Source organism: Paraburkholderia elongata (genome assembly GCF_013177735.1).
Classification (GTDB): domain Bacteria; phylum Pseudomonadota; class Gammaproteobacteria; order Burkholderiales; family Burkholderiaceae; genus Paraburkholderia; species Paraburkholderia elongata.
Map to the genome: position 1 here is coordinate 19,346 of NZ_WOEZ01000185.1, position 21,623 is coordinate 40,968.

Here is a 21,623-nt window from a genome sequence, read left to right on the forward strand (position 1 = left end):
CCTCAGTTCAGCAATTCGGAAAAGGGGATGAAACGCACGGTCTCGCCGACGCTGATTGCATGGTTCGGCGGATTGTCGATCAGGCCGTCGCCCCATACGGTCGATGTCAGTACAGCCGAGCTCTGATTCGGAAACAGATCGAGGCCGCCGGCCGCATTGATGCGCGCGCGCAGGAATTCGTTGCGACGGTCGGCCTTGTTCTGCGTGAAATCGGCGCGCAGCGACAGCGCGCGCGGCGCCACTGTCTGCATGCCGGCCAGACGCAGGACGAACGGACGCACGAACAGTAGAAATGTCACGAAGCTGGAGACAGGGTTGCCCGGCAGGCCGATGAAGAAGGTTTCGTCTGACGTAGCCGCATCGGTCTGCTGCGCGGCCCGGCGCACGGCGCCGAACGCGAGCGGCTTGCCCGGTTTCATCGCGATCTGCCACATCGACAGGCGCCCTTCCGCCTCGACTGCCGGTTTGACGTGATCTTCCTCGCCTACCGACACGCCGCCGCAGGTGAGGATCAGATCGTGCGCTTGCGCGGCTTCGCGCAGCGTTGCGCGGGTGGCGTCGAGTTTATCGGGGACGATGCCGTAGTCGGTGACGTCGCAACCTAGTTTTTCCAGCAGCCCGCGCAGCGTGAAACGGTTCGAGTTGTAGATCGCGCCGGGTTTTAGCGGCTCGCCAGGCATGGTCAGTTCGTCGCCGGTGAAGAACACGGCGATTTTTACGCGGCGGCGCACCTGGAGTTCTGCGCAGCCGACCGAGGCGGCGAGTCCCAGTGCTTGCGGCGTCAGGCGCGTGCCGGCTGGGAGGATGATCGAGCCGTTGCGAATGTCCGCGCCTTGGGCCGTGATCCATTCGCCTGGGGCCGGGCTGTGGAGGATGGTGACTTCGTTGCCGGCGGCTTCGGTTTGCTCCTGCATCACGATGGCGTCGGCGCCTGGCGGCACTGTTGCGCCCGTGAAGATGCGGGCTGCTGTGCCTGGTTTTAACGGCTCGGGCGCGTGGCCGGCTGGAATGCGTTGCGAGACCGGCAGGCGGCGGTTGTCATCCGTTGTTAGATCTTCGGTGCGGATCGCGTAGCCGTCCATTGAACTGGTGTTCATGGGGGGGACGTCGAGCGGCGAAATGACGTCTGCCGAGAGCACGCGGTTGAGCGCGTCTAACGTGGGGATAGACTCCGTGCCGGTGATCGGGCTCGCTGCGCTGAGCAGGGTCGCCAATGCTTCGGCGGTGGAGAGCATCGGAGCGCGGGGCGTTGGGGTGGACATCTTCTGGTCTCGAAGCCGCGGGTTTAAAAGAATATTGTAGCGGTCGATTGCGGTGGCCGGTGGCGGCCGGGAGTTATGGTGGTTTTTTTGACTTTGGCGGTGGGATTTTTCTGTGTGCCTGGGGCGTTGGCCTTTCCTTGATTTGTTATTGATCTATTAGCGTCGCCCCTGTGCGGGGCAGGCACTTACTTTCTTTGCCGCCGCAAAGAAAGATAAGCAAAGAAAGCGGCTTCACACCGCTAATTCTTAAGCGGGTCCCCTGGCTTGGAGGAGGCAGTGGTGCATCTGGAATCTGTGCTCTCGCACATTCAGCCTTGGTGACAAAGCCGTCATACTTCCGGCGGCGCTGCGCGCGCCGTAGCGGTACTTCCTAAAACCAAGGGCACCCATCGTATCGAGCGCGACAGAGTCGCGCTCGATGCTCTCGGTGTTACTCGCTCGTGTTCGCGACAATGAAGTCCTTCACGCACCGCACATCCGCCGGCAGCACTTCGAATCGCTGCGGCAGCGATTCCAGACCCGAAAACGCGGCTGGGCGCTCCGGTTCGCGCAGCAGCGCCTCCCGGATCGTCTCGCCGAACTTGATCGGCTGCGCCGTCTCCAACACGATCATCGGAATGCCCGCTTGCAAATGCTCGCGTGCCACCTTCAGGCCGTCTGCCGTGTGCGTGTCGATCATCGTGTCGTAACGCTCGAAGACGTCCCGGATCGCATCCACGCGGTCCTCGTGGCTGCTGCTGCCCGATACAAAACCGAATTCCTTCACGCGTGCAAAATCACCGCTCGCGGCGAGGTCGAAACCGCCCTTCTCTTCAACGTCGCGGAACAGTTGCAGCACGCGTGCCGGGTCACGGCCCAGCAGGTCGAACACGAAACGCTCGAAGTTCGAGGCCTTCGAAATGTCCATGCTCGGGCTGCTGGTGTGGTATGTCTCAGCCGCCTTGCGTACACGGTAAATACCCGTGCGGAAGAATTCGTCCAGCACGTCGTTTTCGTTCGTGGCAACTACCAGCTTCTCGATCGGCAGGCCCATCATGCGCGCGATGTGGCCCGCACACACGTTGCCGAAATTGCCCGACGGTACCGTGAACGAGACGCGCTCGTCGTTCGACTTTGTCGCGGCAAAGTAGCCTTTGAAGTAGTACACGACCTGCGCCACGACGCGCGCCCAGTTGATCGAGTTGACCGTGCCGATCTTGTACTTCGCCTTGAACGCGTGGTCGTTCGAGACCGCCTTCACGATGTCCTGAGCATCGTCGAACACGCCCTCGACCGCGATGTTGAAAATATTCGGGTCCTGCAGGCTGTACATCTGCGCAGTCTGGAACGCGCTCATCTTCTTGTGCGGCGAGAGCATGAACACGCTAATGCCCTTTTTGCCGCGCATCGCGTATTCAGCGGCGCTGCCGGTGTCGCCCGAGGTTGCGCCCAGAATGTTCAGCGTCTCGCCGTGTCTGGCCAGCGCGTATTCGAACAGGTTGCCGATCAACTGCATCGCCATGTCCTTGAACGCGAGCGTCGGACCGTTCGACAGTTCCAGCAGCGACAGCGGCGCGCCGTTCTCGACGCCCAGCGTCTTCAACGGTGTGATCTGCGCAGCGCTTTCGTCGTCGCGCACATTGCAGTACGTCTCGGCCGTGTAGGTCTTGCGTGTCAGCGCGCGCAGATCTTCGGCGGGAATGTCGTCGCTGAATTTCGACAGGATCTCGAAGGCGAGGTCCGCGTACGGCAGCGTGCGCCAGCGCGTCAGCTCGTCAGCCGTGACGCGCGGATAGTCGGCCGGCAGGTACAGGCCGCCATCTTTGGCGAGACCGCCCAGCAGAATCTCGGAAAACGTATGGCGCTCGCCGGCTCCGGCGCCGCGCGTAGAGAGATAGTTCATAGTTCGGCCTAGTTCAGCGCTTCCATGCGCAGCTTCGTGACTTGCGAGACAACGGTCTTCAGCGCTTCGATCGTCTTGATCGCCGCGTTGACGTTCTTTTCAACCGTTTCGTGCGTAATCAGGATGATGTCGGTTTCGCCCTTGCCATTCGCGTCGACCTGCTCCGATTCCTTCTGCAGCAGCGCGTCGATCGAGATGCCGGTATCCGCCAGAATGCGCGTGATGTCGGCCAGCACGCCCGTCACGTCAGCCACGCGCAAACGCAGGTAGTAGCCGCTCGTCACTTCGTCGATCGGCAGGATCGGCGTGCTCGACAAGCTGTCCGGCTGGAACGCCAGATGCGGCACGCGATGCTCCGGGTCCGCCGTATGCAGACGTGTCACGTCGACCAGGTCGGCCACCACCGCGGAAGCCGTCGGCTCCGCGCCCGCGCCCTTACCGTAGTACAGCGTCGTGCCGACTGCATCGCCATGCACGACGACCGCGTTCATCGCGCCTTCCACGTTCGCCAGCAGTCGCTTCTCGGGAATCAGCGTGGGATGCACGCGCAGTTCGATGCCCTTGTCCGTGCGGCGCGCAATGCCGAGCAGCTTGATGCGATAGCCGAGTTCCTCGGCGTATTTGATGTCGATTGCAGCCAGCTTGCTGATGCCTTCGACGTACGCCTTGTCGAATTGCACCGGCACGCCAAACGCGATCGCGCTCATGATCGTTGCCTTGTGGGCGGCGTCCACGCCTTCGATGTCGAAGGTCGGATCGGCTTCGGCGTAACCCAGTTCCTGCGCGGCTTTCAATGCAGTCGCGAAATCGAGCCCACGGTCGCGCATCTCCGAGAGGATGTAGTTCGTCGTGCCGTTGATGATCCCGGCGATGTACTGGATGCGATTGGCCGTGAGCCCTTCGCGCAGCGCCTTGATGATCGGAATGCCGCCCGCCACCGCCGCTTCGAACGACACCATCACGCCGTTGGCGCGCGCCGCTTCGAAAATCTCCGTGCCGTGCACCGCGAGCAGCGCCTTGTTGGCGGTGACCACATGCTTGCGGTTGTTGATCGCGCGCAGGACGAGATCGCGTGCCACGCCCGTGCCGCCGATCATTTCCGCCACGATATCGATCGACAGATCGTCGACCACCGCGTTGAAGTCATCGGTCAGCGCCACGGTGCCGGCTTCACTGCCGAGCGCCGCGGTCGCCTTGGCGGGATTTCGCACGGCAATGCGCACAATCTCAATGCCGCGGCCCGCGCGGCGTTTGATTTCTTCCTGATTGCGGCGCAGTACCGTGAAGGTGCCGCTGCCTACCGTGCCGAAGCCCAGCAGTCCAACTTTGATCGGTTCCATGCAGCGTGTGTTTTCGAGTAAGTGATTAAAAGGAAACTGAGGAAACTGGGGCCGGCAGCGGCGCGCGCCGGGCGCGCCGTCCATCTCAAGCCGTGTGGCGTTTGCGGTAGCCGTCGAGGAAGCGCGCGATCCGGTTGATCGAATCCGCGAGGTCGTCCACGTTCGGCAGGAACACGACGCGGAAATGATCCGGCGTCTTCCAGTTGAAACCGGTGCCCTGAACCAGCAGCACGCGCTCTTCCAGCAAAAGGTCGAGGATGAACTGCTGGTCGTCGTGGATCGGATAAATCTTCGGATCGAGGCGCGGGAACATGTACAGCGCCGCCTCAGGCTTCACGCAGCTCACGCCGGGGATGGCCGTCAACATGTCATACGCGAGTTCGCGCTGTTTGTACAGGCGCCCGCTTGGCACGATCAGATCGTTGATGCTCTGATAGCCGCCGAGCGCGGTCTGGATCGCGTACTGGCCAGGCACGTTCGGGCACAGCCGCATCGAGGCCAGAATGCCGAGCCCTTCGAAATAATCTTTGCCATTGCGGCGGTTCTCGCCGGTCAGGCCCGAGATGAACATCCAGCCGGCGCGGTAGCCGCACGAGCGGTAGCTCTTCGAGAGGCTGTTAAACGTGACGGTGAGCACATCTTCGGAGAGCGCGGCCATCGACGTGTGCTTCTTGCCGTCGTAGACAATCTTGTCGTAGACCTCGTCGGCGAAGATCACGAGGCCGTGCTGGCGGGCGATCTCGATCAGGCCGAGCAGCAGTTCGTCCGAGTACAGCGCGCCGGTGGGGTTGTTCGGATTGATGACGACGAGCGCGCGCGTATTCGGCGTGATTTTCGCGCGAATGTCGTCCAGATCGGGCATCCAGCTGTTCGATTCATCGCAGATGTAATGCACTGGCGTACCGCCCGACAGGCTGACGCCGGCGGTCCACAGCGGGTAGTCCGGCGCGGGCAGCAACACTTCGTCGCCGTCGTTCAAGAGGCCCTGCAGCGCCATCACGATCAGCTCGGAGGCGCCATTGCCGATGTAGATGTCGTCCAGTTCGACGCCATGCACGCCCTTTTGCTGGGTGTAATGCATGATCGCCTTGCGCGCGGCGAACACACCTTTGGAATCCGAGTAGCCGGACGAGCCCGGCAGATTCAGGATCATGTCCTGGATGATTTCGTCCGGCGCGTCGAAGCCGAACGGCGCGAGATTGCCGATGTTCAGCTTGATGATGCGGTGGCCCTCTTCTTCGAGCCGCTTTGCATGTTCGAGGACGGGCCCGCGAATGTCGTAGCAGACGTTCAACAACTTGTTGGATTTGAGAATCGGTTTCACGGCGGGCACTTCATCCTGTTGATGGGCTTGGGCGAACAAGCGGGGGCGTAAAAAACGGGACCCAAGCAAGTCCGCCGATACGGGGAATTATGACGCGGCATGCCCGCCAGACACGGATCGGGCCGCCAGACGCGGATTGGGCCTGTTTCCCGGGCTGGTTAGGCACGCGTCCGGCGGATTGCGCCGGTGCAGCAGCCGAACAGACCAAAAGCCGACCAAAAGCAGGCAAAAAACAGTCGAAAAACCGACGAAATGCGGGCAGAACCAAGGCAGGTAGCCGGTGGGCCGCGCCCGTGCCCTCAGCGCGGCTTATGACAGCACATGAGGTGGCACTTGAGCGAGGAGCGCCGCAAGGCGGCTAAAAAGTTATAATTTAGCGGATTTTGGCCGACTTCCGCAATGCACCAACCGCAACGGCGAGCCTTTTCGGCCGCTTCTGTGCCATTCGCGTGTCCCACTCGCGTCAAACCGCCCTGCTCCCGTTCTGCCCGGTCAGGCCGCCAACACGCATGATGTCTCACGACGACTTCGGAAAACGAATTTGAAATTACATCAGGATTCCAGCGGCGCCCTCAACACCGTCACCGGTTACGGCGCCGACTATGTCGAAATCAATCTGGTGCGCCATGCCGGCAGCATTCTGCTGCTGCCGGAAGCACCTGTCATCCCTTGGCCCGTCTCATCTTTCGACGACCTGAGCGCCGAACACTTCGCCATGCTGGTGGACTCGGCGCCCGAGGTGGTCGTGTTCGGCAGCGGCGAACGGCTGCGCTTCCCGCATCCGCGCCTGACCGCCGCCCTCACCGCCAAACGCATCGGCGTCGAAACGATGGACTTCAAAGCCGCCTGCCGCACCTACAACATTCTGATGGCCGAGGGCCGCAAGGTCGCGGCCGCGTTGCTGATCGAAGCGTAACGGAGCCGCATGGGTGCGGCGCTGGTGCCGTGCAGGCGCAAGCCGTTGCCGCATGTGATATCTGCGGCAGCCGCGTCGTCGAACTGACCGCACACCTTGGCCGCGTCACAGTCCATAACGTACACTGCGCGCCATCGGTGCCATGCCGGCGCCCTGTGCAGTGTCATCTTGTGCCCTGCACCCGGGGCACTAGGGGCCAGCCCCGGGTGGCCAAGCCCCGGATGGCCGGCCCCCTCGAAGCACCAACCGTCATTTCCGAACAACAACGCAACGCTGCCCTACGCGGCGTCGCCAAAAAGGTTGAAATCCATGAACGATACGCCGACGAGGCTACCGCTCAATCGCACCACGATCCTGCTGCTGGTGCTGGCCCTCGCCGTGATCTGGTTCGTGCCGCTCGGCTGGCGCCATCTGCTGCCGAGCGACGAAGGCCGCTACGCCGAAATGGCGCGCGAAATGTTCGTCACCGGCGACTGGATCACACCGCGCTACAACGGCTACAAGTATTTCGAGAAGCCGCCGCTGCAAACCTGGGCAAACGCGCTCACGTTCGCGTGGTTCGGCATCGGCGAATGGCAGGCGCGGCTTTACACCGCGCTGACGGGCTTTGCCGGCGTGCTGCTAATCGGCTTCACCGGCGCGCGCGTGTTCAACGCGGCGACCGGCGTGTTCACGGCGATCGTGCTGGCCACGTCGCCGTACTGGAACCTGATGGGCCACTTCAACACGCTCGACATGGGCCTGTCGTTCTGGATGGAGCTGACGCTCTGCGCGCTGCTGCTGGCGCAGCGCCCCAACCTGCCGACGGCCAACGTGCGGGCATGGATGTGGCTGTGCTGGGGGGCGATGGCGCTGGCGGTGCTGTCCAAGGGCCTTGTCGGCATTATCCTGCCGGGTGCGGTGCTGGTGCTGTACACCCTGGCCGCACGCGACTGGGCCGTGTGGAAGCGTCTGCATCTGATCGGCGGCCTGATCGTGTTCTTCGCGATCGTCACGCCGTGGTTCGTGCTGGTGCAGCAGCGCAACCCGGAATTCCTGAACTTCTTCTTCATCGTTCAACAGTTCAAGCGCTATCTGACGCCTGAACAGAACCGCCCGGGGCCGTTCTATTACTTCGTGCCGGTGCTGCTGGTCGGTTTCCTGCCGTGGTTGTCGGTGACCCTCCAGAGCGTGCGCCACGCGTGGCGCCTGCCGCGCCAGCCGAACGGCTTTGCGCCGGTCACGTTGATGCTGGTGTGGACCGCGTTCATCTTCCTGTTCTTCAGCGCGTCGCACTCGAAGCTCCTGTCCTACACGCTGCCGATCGCCCCGCCGATCGCCCTGATCATCGGCATGTACCTGCCGCTCGTCACACGTGAGCAGTTGCGACGCCATCTGGCCGGTTATGCGCTGTTTCTCGTCGTGGCCGCGTTCGCCGCGCTGTTCATGTCGCGCTTCGGCAGCGCGCGCAACCCGACTGAGCTGTACGTCGAATACCGCGTCTGGGTGCTGGCGGCACTCGGCGTCGCATTCGTGCTCACGCTGGTCGCGCTGTGGCTGAACCGCCGCAGCTGCGCCGGCACCCTCGGCGCCGTCGCGAGCTTTGGCGCGGCGTGGCTACTGCTCGGCACGATTGCCGGCACAGGTCACGACGTGTTCGGCCGCCTGAGCTCCGGCGCGCCGCTCGCACCCGCGATCAAGGCCGAGATCGCCAGGTTGCCGGCCGATACGCCGTTCTATTCGGTCGGCGTGCTCGACCACACGCTGCCGTTCTACGTCGACCACACGATGATTATGGTCGAACATCCTGACGAGCTGGCATTCGGCGTGTCCGTCGAACCGCAGAAATGGGTGCCGTCGATCGACGCGTGGATCGAGCTCTGGAAGGCCGAGCGCTACGCGCTCGCGCTGATCCCGCCGCCGACTTACGACAGGCTGCTCAAAGAGGGGCTGCCGATGCAGGTGATCGCGCGCGACCCGCGCCGGGTGGTGGTGATGAAGCCCGTGTCGGTGCCCGCATCCGACGCAGCGGCACCGGGCGCACCGGCGCAGAACGCCGCCGCGCCAGTGGAAAAACCACAACAATGACCCCATCTCAGGAACTGACCGTTCGATGAACCCGATTTCCCTCTTTTGTATCCTCGCCGGCGTCACGTTGAACGCCGGCGCGCAGTTGCTGCTCAAAGCCGGAACGAATGCCGTTGGACACTTCGAATTCACCCGTGCGAACATCCTGCCCATCGCCTTTCGGCTGGCGACGCAGCCGCCGATCATCGGCGGGCTGGCCTGCTACGTGATCAGCGTGGGCGTTTGGGTGGTCGGACTCTCGCGGGTGGACGTGTCGATTGCCTATCCGATGTTGTCGCTCGGATACGTCGTCAACGCGTTCGCGGCGTGGTATCTATTCGGCGAAGTGATGTCAGTACAGAAGCTGGTGGGGATCGGCGTCATCCTGATCGGCGTCGTCGTCCTGGCGCGCAGCTAGGCTGCCATGCCCCCGGCCGCGCTGTGCCGGGCACGATTTATTACCGTTTATTGCCGGCGCTGATGCGAGTCCTGCGAAAATGCCGGCTGCAAAAGATACAGTAAGGATGCGGTAAGCCGGGCACCGTTGCCGGATAAGTACAACGTAAGCTTGGCGGTTGCGCCCTTTTTTAGTCGTAGCCTTGGGTTTGCGCGTAGTTTGTGATCTACTTCGCGCCCTTCGGGTTGCGCCCCTTTCAATCGAGCGAAGCATTCAATGAGCCAGTCAACAGTCCCGTTTTTGCCGTTTGTCAAACCTGAAATCGATGAAGAAACGATTCAGGGCGTCGCCGACGTGCTCCGCTCCGGTTGGATCACGACCGGCCCGCAGAACCAGAAGTTCGAAGCGGCGTTGTCCGAGTTCTGCGGCGGGCGCCCGGTGCGCACGTTCAATTCCGGCACCGCGACGCTCGAAATCGGGCTGCGTATCGCCGGTGTGGGCGAAGGCGACGAAGTCATCACCACGCCCGCCTCGTGGGTCGCGACCAGCAATGTGGTCTATGAAGTTGGCGCAACGCCGGTGTTCGTCGACATCGATCCGGTGACCCGCAACATCGACCTGGACCTGCTGGAAAAGGCCATCACGCCGCGCACCAAGGCGATCATTCCGGTGTATCTGTCGGGTCTGCCGGTCGACATGGATCGCCTCTACGAAATCGCCCGCGCCCACAAGCTGCGCGTAATCGAAGACGCCGCGCAGGCGTTTGGCTCGACGTGGAAAGGCGAGCGCATCGGCAGGCTTGGCGATATGGTCTCGTTCAGCTTCCACGCGAACAAGAATCTGACCTCGATCGAAGGCGGCGCGCTGGTGCTGAACAACGAGGAAGAAGCGATCCTCGCGCAGAAGTACCGCCTGCAAGGCATCACCCGCACCGGCTTCGACGGCATGGACTGCGACGTGCTGGGCGGCAAGTACAACCTGACGGACGTCGCCGCGCGCGTCGGCCTCGGTCAGTTGCCGCATCTGGAGCGTTTCCTTGCCCAGCGCAAAAAGCTCGTGCGCGCCTATTTCGCGGGACTCGAAGGCGGCGCGGCGGTCAAGCTGGGCATCGGCCTGCCGTTCGCCGATTTCGAAAACAGCAACTGGCACATGTTCCAGATCACGCTGCCGCTCGAAAAACTGTCGATCGACCGCGCCGGCTTCATGGGCCAGTTGAAGGAACGCGGCATCGGTTCGGGCGTGCACTATCCGGCGATCCACCTGTTCTCGCTGTACCGTGCGCGCGGCTTCAAGGAAGGGATGTTCCCGCACGCGGAGCGCTTCGGCGCCACCACCGTCACGCTGCCGCTGTTCACGCTGATGAACGAAGGCGACGTGGAGCGGGTCTGCCGCGCGGTCAATGAAATTTGCGAACAATACGGAAAATAAGCGGAAATGATTTATTCGGAACATCGCGCCGTCGCACCGGAAGTGTCGATCATCATCCCGGTGTACAACGAGGAAGCCGGGCTGGCCGCGCTGTTTGCGCGCCTCTACCCGGCGCTCGACGCGCTCGGCACCGGCTATGAAGTGATCTTCATCAACGACGGCAGCCGCGACAAATCCGCCGCCCTGCTCGCCGAGCAGTTCCGCGCGCGGCCCGACACGACCCGTGTGATCCTGCTGAACGGCAACTACGGCCAGCACATGGCGATTCTGGCGGGCTTCGAGCAATCGCGCGGCGAGATCGTCATCACGCTCGACGCCGACCTGCAGAATCCGCCGGAAGAAATCGGCAAGCTGGTCAACAAGATGCGTGAAGGTTACGACTACGTCGGCACGATCCGTTTGCAGCGCCAGGACAGCTTGTGGCGCCGCAAGGCGTCGCGCGCGATGAACCGTCTGCGCGAGCGCATCACCCGCATCAAGATGACCGACCAGGGCTGCATGCTGCGCGCGTACAGCCGGCACATCATCGACACGATCAATCGCTGCGGTGAGATCAACACCTTCATTCCGGCGCTCGCGTACACCTTCGCGCAGAATCCGGTCGAGATTGAAGTCGCCCACGAAGAGCGTTTTGCCGGCGAATCAAAGTACTCGCTTTACAGCCTGATCCGTTTGAATTTCGACCTGGTCACCGGCTTCTCGGTCGTGCCACTACAATGGCTGTCGTTCATCGGCGTGATCCTGTCGCTCGGGTCCGCGGCGCTGTTCGTGCTGCTGCTGATTCGCCGCTTCATCATCGGCGCGGAAGTGCAAGGTGTGTTCACGCTGTTCGCTATCACCTTCTTCCTGCTCGGCGTGATCATCTTCGCGTTGGGGCTGCTCGGTGAATACATCGGCCGGATTTACCAGCAGGTGCGCGCGCGTCCGCGTTATCTGGTGCAGACTATTCTCGAGCAGCGCGACGGCACCACCGTGGCCGAAGCACCGCGTCAAGCGGTCGTGCAGGCCGTACAAGCCGCGCCGCTGGTCGATCAGGGCCCGAATCCATGAAGCCGCGCGCCGTCGTATTCGCGTATCACAACGTCGGCGTGCGCTGCCTGCAGGTGCTGCTCGCGCGCGGCGTCGACGTGGCGCTGGTCGTCACACATGAGGACAGCCCGACCGAAAACATCTGGTTCGGCAGCGTCGCCTCGGTTGCGGCCGAGCACGGCATTCCGGTCGTCACGCCGGCCGATCCGAAAAGCCCGGAACTGCGTTCCGCCGTCAGCGCCGCGCGCCCGGACTTCATCTTCTCGTTTTACTACCGCCACATGTTGCCGGTCGACCTGCTGGCGCTCGCCGCACGGGGCGCTTACAACATGCACGGCTCGCTTCTGCCGAAGTACCGTGGCCGCGTGCCGACCAACTGGGCGGTGATCCACGGCGAAACCGAAACCGGCGCGACGCTCCACGAAATGGCCGCCAAGCCCGATGCGGGCGCGATCATTGCGCAAACGCCGGTGCCGATCCTGCCCGACGACACCGCCGCGCAAGTGTTCGACAAGGTCACGGTGGCCGCCGAACAAACCCTGTGGCGCGTGCTGCCGGCCTTGCTGGCGGGCGAAGCGCCGCACCTGCCGAACGATCTGTCGCACGGCAGCTATTACGGCGGGCGCAAGCCTGAAGACGGCCGGATCGACTGGACGCAATCCGCGCAGCAGGTCTACAACCTGATCCGCGCGGTCGCGCCGCCCTATCCCGGCGCGTTTACCGATATCGCAGGCCACCGTTTCATCATCACCCGTGCGCGTCTGGCTGCGCCCGGCGCGCTTCGCTCGGATTTGCCGCCGGGCCTGCACGTAAGCGATAATGCCGTTTTTGCGATATGCGGCGACGGCCGCTCGGTCGCCATCCACGAATTGCGGCATCAGCATGACGGCAACGAAACCGTTGTCGCGCCGGCCGAATTCGCCCAGCTCATCCAAACTCCCCGTCATTCATGAAAACCGAAGGTTTCGCTAAAAAAGTCCTGATTCTGGGTGTGAACGGCTTCATCGGCCATCACCTGTCCAAACGCATTCTCGAAACGACCGATTGGGAAGTCTTCGGGATGGACATGCAGACCGAACGTCTGGGTGACCTCGTCAATCATGAGCGGATGCACTTCTTCGAAGGCGACATCACGATCAACAAGGAGTGGGTCGAGTATCACATCAAGAAGTGCGATGTGATCCTGCCGCTGGTCGCGATCGCCACGCCCGCCACGTACGTGAAGCAGCCGCTGCGTGTGTTCGAACTCGACTTCGAAGCGAACCTGCCGATCGTGCGTTCGGCCGTCAAGTACGGCAAGCACCTCGTGTTCCCGTCGACCTCCGAGGTCTACGGCATGTGCACGGACGAGCAGTTCGATCCGGAAGAATCGCAACTGTCGTACGGCCCGATCAACAAGCCGCGCTGGATCTACGCATGCTCCAAGCAGCTGATGGACCGGGTGATCTGGGGTTACGGCATGGAAGGCCTGAACTTCACGCTGTTCCGTCCGTTCAACTGGATCGGCCCGGGCCTCGATTCGATCTATACGCCGAAGGAAGGCAGCTCGCGCGTGGTCACGCAGTTCCTCGGCCATATCGTGCGCGGTGAGAACATCAGCCTGGTGGACGGCGGCGCACAAAAGCGCGCGTTCACGGATATCGACGACGGCATCGGCGCGCTGATGAAGATCATCGAAAACAAGGACGGTGTCGCCACAGGCAAGATCTACAACATCGGCAACCCGACCAACAACTTCTCGGTGCGCGAGCTCGCGCACAAGATGCTGACGCTGGCCGCCGAATTCCCGGAATACGCCGAGCTCGCGAAGAAAGTGCAACTGGTCGAAACGTCCTCGGGCGCGTACTACGGTGCGGGCTATCAGGACGTGCAGAACCGCGTGCCGAAGATCGACAACACGATGCAGGAACTCGGCTGGGCGCCGAAATCGACCTTCGACGAAGCGCTGCGCAAGATTTTCGAAGCTTATCGCGGCCACGTCGCCGAAGCTCGCGCGCTCGTCGAACAACAATAAGGCCTGATCCTTGGCTCGTATCGTCCTGAAGATCGACGTCGACACGCTGCGCGGCACCCGCGAAGGCGTGCCGAATCTCGCGCGTATCTTCGACCGCTTCAAGGCGCGCGCCACTTTCCTCTTCAGCCTCGGGCCCGACCACACCGGTTGGGCAATGCGCCGCGTGTTGCGGCCGGGGTTTCTGAAGAAGGTGTCGCGCACGTCGGTGGTCGAACATTACGGCATCAAGCAATTGATGTACGGGGTGCTGCTGCCGGGGCCGGACATCGGCATGAAAACCGCGTCCGAAATGCGCGCGATTCATGAAGCCGGTTTCGAATGCGGCATTCACACGTGGGACCACGTTTACTGGCAGGACAACGTGCGTTCGCAAGACCGCGAGTGGACCGAGAAGCAGATGCAGAAGAGCTTCAACCGCTTCGTCGCGATCTTCGGCACGCCGCCCGTCACGCACGGTGCGGCGGGCTGGCAGATGAACGGTCATGCGTTCGAGCAAATCGACGCGTGGGGCATGCGCTACGCGTCCGACGGGCGCGGCCACTCGCCGTATCTGCCGGTAGTCGGCGGCAGGCAGTTGTCGCACGTGCAGATGCCCACCACGCTGCCCACGCTCGACGAAGTGCTCGGCGTGGATGGTGTCGACGAGCACAACGTCGCCGCATGGATGTTGAAGCACACCGAACACAATCCGCACGATCAGGTGTTCACGCTGCACGCGGAACTCGAAGGACAAAAGCTCGCGCCGATTTTCGGACAGCTGCTGGAGGGCTGGCGCGCGCAAGGCCACACCTTCGCGACCATGGGTGATTACTACGCCACGCTAGACCGAAGCACGCTGCCATCGTACCCTGTTACGTGGGGCGAAATTCCAGGCCGCTCCGGCGAGTTGATTGTCCAGCCCTGACTGGCCAAGCCACAGCCGGCCGTGACGGCCCGACCGCCGCGCGAGCGACCATCACGCGCCAGTCGCCCTCCCCAGAAGCCTCGATGCCAGGCTGACGCCGCAGCAAGTGCAAGTACTGCGACGTCGGCCACAACAACCGGAGAACCTCGTGCCCATCGCAGTCGACCAACCCGTCCCCGACTTTACCGCCCCCGCTACCGGTGGCGAGATCACGCTGTCCAAGCTGCGGGGCAAGAAGATGGTGCTGTATTTCTATCCGAAGGACAACACGCCGGGCTGCACGACCGAAGGTCTTCAATTCCGCGATCTGTATCCGAAGTTCAAAAAGGCCGGCGCGGAAATTCTTGGCGTGTCGCGCGACAGCCTGCGCTCCCATGACAATTTCAAGGCAAAGCTCGAACTGCCGTTTCCGTTGATCTCGGACCCCGAAGAAACCTTGTGTACGCTCTTCGGCGTCATGAAATTGAAGAAAATGTATGGCAAAGAAGTACGTGGGATCGAACGCTCCACGTTCCTGATCGACGCCGAAGGCGTGCTGCGCCAGGAGTGGCGCGGCGTGAAAGTGCCAGGGCACGTCGACGACATTCTGGAGGCTGTACAAGCGCTTTGAGGCGCGTTATATTGGGTTCCAATGAGTGCCTGTCCACCCCACACTTTTCGCAGCTGCGCCGGACTTGACGGCCGTTTTGTCGGTTCCGTCGAAGTCGTGAGGCGCAACGCGATTACCGAAGGCGAGCCGCTTGCCCCGTACGCCGGGGCGGCGGCTTTTTTAATTGCGCGCGGCCGTTCGTTCACTCGGCCACGCGCTTCCGTTAAGGAGCCGATCGAAGACCAGGCGAACCGGCATCTCTAGACCGAATGCGCGCCTCCGGGCGCAAACTGCGTGCACACCCACTGGCACCGGCAGAATGCGACAGGCGGCGCACGAAATGTGCCCGATTAATTCGAGGGAAACCATGCCTTTGCCTACCCCCCCCAGCAAGCTCGGCAATCTCCTGCCGCCGGACGAATACAAGGCCAAAGCCGCCACGCCGGCGCGCTCCGCCGCGAAGAAACAGGCAGTTGACGGGGAATCCGCAGAGTCGGCCGATTACGGCCGCGCGAACGTCGCCACGCCAATGGCGCACGCCGCCAATGCCGCAACCACTTTGCGGCCCGTGCCGGCATCGCCGGCTTCCTCTATTGCGCCTGCATCCGCTGAGCAAGCCGCACCGGCGCGCAGCAACCGCAAATCGAAGCAGACCGCAGCATTGCTGCAACCGGTTCCCGCTGCCCGTCCGCAAGCCGAGCCGGCGACTCAACCCACACCCGCTGCTAAATCGCAGCCGGTCGTCGCGCGCGCGCCAAGCGCGAAAGACCCGGCCGCAACCACGCCCGCAGCCGTGGCACCCAGCCGTGGCACCAGCAAGAAGCGCGGCACGTCCAGCGGCCCGCTCGAAGTCCAGAAGCTTTTCGTGCTCGACACGAACGTGCTGATGCACGATCCAAGCTGCCTGTTCCGTTTCGAGGAACACGACGTCTATCTGCCGATGATGACGTTGGAAGAACTCGACAACCATAAGAAGGGCATGTCGGAAGTCGCGCGTAACGCTCGCCAGGTGAGCCGCACGCTGGACGCGTTGGTGGCGAACGCCGGCAACATGTCGGACGGCATTTCGCTTGCACGCCTCGGCAGCCGTGAGGCGTCCGGGCGCCTGTACTTCCAGACCAAGCTCACCGCCATCGAGCCGGTCGAAGGCCTGCCGGAAGGCAAGGCCGACAATCAGATTCTCGGCGTGGTGCGCGCATTGCAGCGCGACCGGATGGATCGCCAGGTCGTGCTGGTGTCGAAAGACATCAATATGCGCATCAAGGCGCATGCGCTCGGTCTGCCCGCGGAAGATTACTTCAACGACCAGGTGCTCGAAGACAGCGATCTGCTGTACTCGGGCATCCGCGCGCTGCCGCAGGATTTCTGGACCAAGCACGCGAAGGGCATGGAGAGCTGGCAGGACACCAAAACCGGCACCACGTATTACCGCGTGACGGGTCCGCTGTGCGCCTCGATGCTGGTGAACGAGTTCGTCTATCTGGAGCCGCAGAACGGCGAGCCGGCGTTTCACGCGCTGGTGCGCGAGCTGAACGGCAAGACGGCGTTGCTGCAAACCTTGCGCGACTACGGCCACCACAAGAACAACGTGTGGGGCATCACGGCGCGCAATCGCGAGCAGAACTTCGCGCTAAACCTGTTGATGAATCCGGAGATTGACTTCGTCACGCTGCTGGGTCAGGCCGGTACCGGCAAGACGCTAGTCGCGCTCGCGGCGGGCTTGGCCCAGGTGCTCGACGACAAGCGCTACAACGAGATCATTGTGACGCGCGCAACAGTGCCGGTCGGTGAAGACATCGGCTTCCTGCCGGGTACGGAAGAGGAAAAAATGCAGCCGTGGATGGGTGCATTCGACGACAACCTCGAAGTCCTGCAGAAAACCGACGACGCCGCCGGCGAATGGGGTCGCGCCGCGACGCAGGAACTGATCCGCTCGCGCCTGAAGGTCAAGAGCATGAACTTCATGCGCGGCCGCACGTTCGTAGACAAGTATCTGATCATCGACGAGGCGCAAAATCTGACGCCGAAGCAGATGAAGACGCTGGTCACGCGCGCCGGTCCGGGTACGAAGATCATCTGCCTGGGCAACATCGCGCAGATCGATACGCCTTACCTGACGGAAGGCAGCTCGGGTCTGACGTACGTGGTCGACCGCTTCAAGGGCTGGGCGCACAGCGGGCACGTGACGCTGGCGCGCGGCGAGCGTTCGCGCCTCGCGGATTACGCATCGGAAATTCTTTAAGTTTCAACGCTTTAGTTTTGCCACGAAGCCGCGTCTGGATCACTCCGGACGCGGCTTTTTCATTGGCCGCGCGTTCCGTTCCAGCCACACTTAGCGCGCAAACTTCAAGTAAGTTATCAAGAATTCTTGCCTGAGCCAGGTTCGGCGGGCTACCATCCCGAAATCGTCCGCCATTAAACGAGCGTTTACCGCTCACTTCGTCTTCATGCGCCGACTCGCCTTCTCGCTGCTGACCGTTTTGCTGCTCGCCGCTTGCGCCGGCGCGCCGCAAACGACGTCGCGCGAGCCGGGTTCATCGGTCGTGGTCACGAACGGCGCTTATCATGCGCCGCCGCCGGGCTTCCCGAATTTCGTCGACCACAGCATCGGCCGTGAGGAAATCTCCATCCAGGCGATGAGTCTGGTCGGCGTTCCATACCGCTGGGGTGGTAATACGCCCGATAGCGGCTTCGATTGCAGCGGATTAGTTCGCTACGTGGTATCACGCGCCGCTTCCGTGAATCTGCCGCGCACTACTGCGGATATGAGTGGCCGCGGCGAAACCATCGAACCGGATGAGATCGCACCGGGCGATCTGATTTTCTTCAACACCACCGGGCGTGCGCATTCGCACGTCGGCATTTATGTGGGCAAGCTGCGCTTTGTCAACGCGCCGTCGACGGGCGGCACCGTGCGGCTCGATTATTTGACCAATCCTTATTGGGCCAAGCGCTTCGACGGCATTCGTCGCGTCGCCGCGCCGGCTGCGACGCCGGCGCCGTTCGATACACCGAACTATCAAGCTGCGGCGCCGCAACCCGAACGCGTTGCACCGGTGGCTCAGACAGCGCCGGGTTATGCGGGCGCCGCGGTGGCGTCGCAAACTTCGGGCTATGCGGCGAACTCTGCGGCGACGCGGCCTTCGGGTTATGCGGCAGTCCCTGTCGCGTCGCAAGCTTCGGGCTATGCCGCGAACCCGGTGGCTCCGCAACAAGCGGCTCGTGTCGCGGCGACCATTCGTGCGCCGCTGACTGCGAGCGGCCAGCCTACGGTAGCCACGGCTGCGGCGCCGGCGCCACAAGCTGATCCGTTCGAACCGCCGCCGCCCGGCATGAGCGCCGCGCAGATGCAGGCGCGCGCGGCGGGCGCTGTGTCTCCGCCTTTGCCAGCCACTCAAGCGAGTGCGTACGACGCCGCCGTGGGCGCTACGAATCAGCAGACGGCGGCTGCGCGCGCTGAGTCGCCAACGGCTGCCGCCCGCACGCCGGATCCGATCGACGCCGCTGCCGATTCATTCGAGCCGCCCCCACCCGCTTCAGTCGCCGCGCGCCAGGCCCAGCAGGCTCAGCAAGCCGATGGGAACGCAGGCGTGCAGATCATGCGTGCCTCGACGGCGTCGCGTGGCATCCCTGCCCCCACGCAAACCACCGACGACCCGATCGCACGCTTCGCCAACGGCAATTTCTAACGGCGCGGGCCGTAGCCGTAGCCGTAGCCAGTGGCCATGGCTCGTGGCTCGTGGCCCTGCCGCCCAAGATTAGTCGCGCGGTGGCGCCGCACTCCGCACCGCGAGCCAGTCCATCCCCGCAGCGCTGCCGATCTGCTATCGTCATCGATATTCTTCCGACAGCGGGTGGTGATGATGGATCTCGGGCTGAATGACAAGGTGGTGTTGATCACGGGCGGCAGCAAAGGGATCGGGTTCGCCTGCGCACGGGCGTTCGCCCTCGAGGGTGCGAAGGTGGCGATCGTTTCGCGCGACCCTGCCAATCTCGCGCGCGCTTACGAACAGTTAAAGCAGGAAGGCCTGCACGTGCATCGGACCCGCGCCGACCTGCACGAACCGCACAGTGCAGCGGACATCGTCGAGGAAGTCACCACCGCGGTCGGCCCGATCGACGTGCTGATCAACAGCGCCGGCGCAGCCCGCCGCTATGACCCGGAAACGCTGGACGCCGATGCGTTCCGCGCGACCATGGAAGCAAAGTATTTCCCCTACATCTACCCGCAGCAGGAAGTGCTGCGGCGCATGGCCGATCGCGTGAAGGCCGGTGACGGCGCCGCGCCCGGTACGATCGTCAACATCATCGGCATGGGCGGCAAGATCGCGAGCGATATCCATATCGCCGGTGGCGCCGCGAATGCCGCGCTGATGCTCGCCACCGTCGGCCTCGCCCACTACTACGCGCGCTACGGCATCCGCATCAACGCGATCAATCCGGGTTCGACACTGACCGAGCGCGTCGAGGAAGCGGTCAAACTGGAAGCGTCGCAGCAAGGCATCGAAAGCGCGGACGCGTTGGCGCGCGGGCAGGCCAAAGTGCCGCTCGGACGCTATGCAAAACCGGAGGAAATCGCTGACGTCGCGCTGTTTCTGGCGAGCCGCCGCGCGAGCTATGTGACGGGCGCAATCGTCCCAATGGATGGCGGTAGCACGCCGCTGATCTGAGCGGCGCGCTTTATTGACAGCTTTAGCTGCTTTACAGCGCGGACAGCCTGCCGGTTTGACAGCCTCGCCGTCCGCGCGCGCTTACAGGAAGCGGTGGCCGAGCCACCAGGCAGCCGCGGAGAGCGCCGCGGAGGCCGGAATCGTAAGAACCCACGCCCAGACGATGTTGCCGGCCACGCCCCAGCGCACCGCGCTCAACTTCTGCGTCGCGCCGACGCCGACGATCGCGCCGGTGATCGTATGCGTAGTGGACACTGGAATCCCCATCCACGACGCCGTAAATAGCGTGATCGCACCGCCTGCCTCCGCGCAGAAGCCACCAACCGGCTTCAGCTTGGTGATCTTCTGGCCCATCGTGCGGACGATCCGCCAGCCGCCGAACAACGTGCCGATACCCATCGACAGATAGCAGCCGCCGATCACCCACAGCGGCGGCGCGTCCGCGATGGAAGACGCATAGCCGGTTGCGATCAGCAACATCCAGATAATGCCGATGGTTTTCTGCGCGTCATTGCCGCCATGGCCGAGGCTGTAGAGTCCCGCAGAGATCAGCTGCAAGCGCCGGAAGCGCCGGTCGACCTTACTGGGCGGGGTACGAAAGTAGATCCACGACACCGCCAGCATGAAGAACGAGCCGAGCACGAAACCGAGCAGCGGCGAGATGAAAATGAAGGCCACCGTCTTCATCAATCCGTCCATATTGAGCGAACCCCAGCCCGACTTGGCCAGCGCCGCGCCCACCAGTCCGCCGATCAGCGCATGCGACGAGCTGGACGGAATACCGTAATGCCACGTGATGATGTTCCAGCCGATCGCCCCGACCAGCGCGCCGAAAATGACGTAGTGGTCGACGATATGCGGATCGATCGTGCCTTTGCCGACCGTCTGCGCCACTTTCAAGTGGAACACGAAATACGCGATAACGTTGAACGCAGCCGCGAAGGCCACGGCCTGCTGCGGCTTCAGCACGCCGGTCGACACGACCGTGGCGATCGAATTCGCGGCGTCGTGGAAGCCGTTCATGAAGTCAAAAATCAGGGCGACGGCGACCAGGCCGGCGACGACCCAGATAGCAAGTTGTATCGATTGCATTATGCGTTTTCCAGCACGATGCCTTCGATGATGTTCGCCACGTCCTCACACTTGTCGGTGATCGTTTCGAGCAGTTCGTAAATTGCCTTCAGCTTGATCAGCGTCTTGACGTTGTCTTCTTCGCGGAAAAGTTTCGACATGGCCGAGCGCAGCACGCGGTCGGCTTCCGATTCCAGACGGTCGATTTCCTCGCACGCCTTCAGGATCTGGCTCGCCTGCTTCATGTCCGACAGCAGACTGACGGCGAACTGCACGCGCTCGGAAGTGGCTGTGCAAATGTGCGCCAGCTGGCTCGCTTCGGAGGTCACCGCCTGCACGTCGTACAGCGAGATAGCGGTGGCGACGTCCTCCATCAGATCGAGGATGTCGTCCATCGTGGTGATCAGCTTGTGGATCTCGTCGCGGTCGAGCGGCGTGATGAAGGTCTTGTGCAGCAGGTCGATGGCTTCGTGCGTAAGCTTGTCGGCGGCCTTTTCGGCCTTTTGCACGTTTTGCTTGTGGGTCTCGGCGTCCTGCAGATTATCGATCAGCAGCTCGAGTTCACGACTTGCCGAGACGATGCACGTTGCGTGCGCATTGAATATTTCAAAGAACTTGCCCTCGGTGGGCATGAAACGACCGAACATTGGGATCCCGGAAATTGGTCACATTATGGCTGACATAAAACCGCCACATTGTACCGTTCCAAGATCGATGTCGCACTTTTGAAAGCGTCGTTACAACGGTCCCA

Annotated in this window: 18 protein-coding genes; 12 read left to right on the forward strand and 6 right to left on the reverse strand. The window is 62.7% G+C overall.

Annotated features, from left to right (window positions below; all coding sequences use genetic code 11):
- Positions 1-2 precede the first annotated feature (2 nt).
- The 4 genes from GNZ13_RS31460 to GNZ13_RS31475 form a co-directional block, all read right to left on the reverse strand.
- Positions 3-1,235 carry a molybdopterin molybdotransferase MoeA gene (locus tag GNZ13_RS31460; RefSeq protein ID WP_172172203.1) on the reverse strand — a complete coding sequence of 411 codons (1,233 nt, stop codon included), beginning with the start codon at positions 1,233-1,235 and terminating at the stop codon, positions 3-5.
- A 457-nt stretch (positions 1,236-1,692) separates the two neighbouring features.
- The gene (gene thrC, locus GNZ13_RS31465; RefSeq protein WP_172171864.1) at positions 1,693-3,144 is read right to left on the reverse strand and encodes a threonine synthase; all 1,452 of its coding nucleotides are present in this window, start codon (positions 3,142-3,144) and stop codon (positions 1,693-1,695) included.
- 8 nt (positions 3,145-3,152) lie between these two features.
- Complete coding sequence (locus tag GNZ13_RS31470; RefSeq protein WP_172171866.1) at positions 3,153-4,484, reverse strand: homoserine dehydrogenase; 1,332 nt, start codon at positions 4,482-4,484, stop codon at positions 3,153-3,155.
- An 85-nt stretch (positions 4,485-4,569) separates the two neighbouring features.
- Entirely contained in the window at positions 4,570-5,817 is a 1,248-nt protein-coding gene (locus GNZ13_RS31475) for a pyridoxal phosphate-dependent aminotransferase (protein ID WP_328807328.1), read from the reverse strand.
- Positions 5,818-6,349: 532 nt separating this feature from the next.
- Here GNZ13_RS31475 and GNZ13_RS31480 point away from each other — a divergent pair.
- The 12 genes from GNZ13_RS31480 (at position 6,350) to GNZ13_RS31535 (ending at position 19,801) form a co-directional block, all read left to right on the forward strand.
- A complete protein-coding gene (locus tag GNZ13_RS31480; protein ID WP_172171870.1) occupies positions 6,350-6,724 on the forward strand; it encodes an Mth938-like domain-containing protein in 375 nt (124 codons plus the stop codon).
- Between the two features lie 309 nt (positions 6,725-7,033).
- A complete protein-coding gene (locus GNZ13_RS31485) occupies positions 7,034-8,791 on the forward strand; it encodes a glycosyltransferase family 39 protein (protein ID WP_172171872.1) in 1,758 nt (585 codons plus the stop codon).
- A 25-nt stretch (positions 8,792-8,816) separates the two neighbouring features.
- Positions 8,817-9,188, forward strand: coding sequence for a DMT family transporter (locus GNZ13_RS31490; protein ID WP_120291601.1), 372 nt, complete (start codon positions 8,817-8,819; stop codon positions 9,186-9,188).
- Positions 9,189-9,443: 255 nt separating this feature from the next.
- Positions 9,444-10,595, forward strand: coding sequence for a DegT/DnrJ/EryC1/StrS family aminotransferase (locus GNZ13_RS31495; RefSeq protein WP_172171874.1), 1,152 nt, complete (start codon positions 9,444-9,446; stop codon positions 10,593-10,595).
- 6 nt (positions 10,596-10,601) lie between these two features.
- Positions 10,602-11,645, forward strand: coding sequence for a glycosyltransferase (locus GNZ13_RS31500; RefSeq protein ID WP_172171876.1), 1,044 nt, complete (start codon positions 10,602-10,604; stop codon positions 11,643-11,645).
- Entirely contained in the window at positions 11,642-12,577 is a 936-nt protein-coding gene (locus GNZ13_RS31505; RefSeq protein ID WP_172171878.1) for a formyltransferase, read from the forward strand. The genes GNZ13_RS31500 and GNZ13_RS31505 overlap by 4 nt, the downstream gene beginning before the upstream one ends.
- Entirely contained in the window at positions 12,574-13,638 is a 1,065-nt protein-coding gene (locus GNZ13_RS31510) for a bifunctional UDP-4-keto-pentose/UDP-xylose synthase (protein ID WP_063495989.1), read from the forward strand. The genes GNZ13_RS31505 and GNZ13_RS31510 overlap by 4 nt, the downstream gene beginning before the upstream one ends.
- A gap of 10 nt (positions 13,639-13,648) precedes the next feature.
- Positions 13,649-14,542: a polysaccharide deacetylase family protein gene (locus GNZ13_RS31515; protein WP_172171880.1), complete on the forward strand. Its 894-nt coding sequence runs from the start codon at positions 13,649-13,651 to the stop codon at positions 14,540-14,542.
- A gap of 148 nt (positions 14,543-14,690) precedes the next feature.
- Positions 14,691-15,152, forward strand: coding sequence for a peroxiredoxin (locus GNZ13_RS31520; protein WP_172171882.1), 462 nt, complete (start codon positions 14,691-14,693; stop codon positions 15,150-15,152).
- 346 nt (positions 15,153-15,498) lie between these two features.
- A complete protein-coding gene (locus GNZ13_RS31525) occupies positions 15,499-17,373 on the forward strand; it encodes a PhoH family protein (RefSeq protein ID WP_172171884.1) in 1,875 nt (624 codons plus the stop codon).
- 205 nt (positions 17,374-17,578) lie between these two features.
- Positions 17,579-18,820 (forward strand): NlpC/P60 family protein, encoded by a 1,242-nt coding sequence (locus tag GNZ13_RS31530; RefSeq protein ID WP_172171886.1) that lies wholly within the window; start codon positions 17,579-17,581, stop codon positions 18,818-18,820.
- Positions 18,821-18,994: 174 nt separating this feature from the next.
- Entirely contained in the window at positions 18,995-19,801 is an 807-nt protein-coding gene (locus tag GNZ13_RS31535; RefSeq protein WP_172172205.1) for an SDR family oxidoreductase, read from the forward strand.
- Positions 19,802-19,882: 81 nt separating this feature from the next.
- On the opposite strand, the gene GNZ13_RS31540 is transcribed toward GNZ13_RS31535, so the two are convergent.
- Together GNZ13_RS31540 and GNZ13_RS31545 are read right to left on the reverse strand one after the other, a co-directional pair.
- Positions 19,883-20,893 (reverse strand): inorganic phosphate transporter, encoded by a 1,011-nt coding sequence (locus tag GNZ13_RS31540; RefSeq protein ID WP_172171888.1) that lies wholly within the window; start codon positions 20,891-20,893, stop codon positions 19,883-19,885.
- Positions 20,893-21,519 (reverse strand): DUF47 domain-containing protein, encoded by a 627-nt coding sequence (locus GNZ13_RS31545; protein ID WP_115782833.1) that lies wholly within the window; start codon positions 21,517-21,519, stop codon positions 20,893-20,895. The genes GNZ13_RS31540 and GNZ13_RS31545 overlap by 1 nt, the downstream gene beginning before the upstream one ends.
- Positions 21,520-21,623 lie beyond the last annotated feature (104 nt).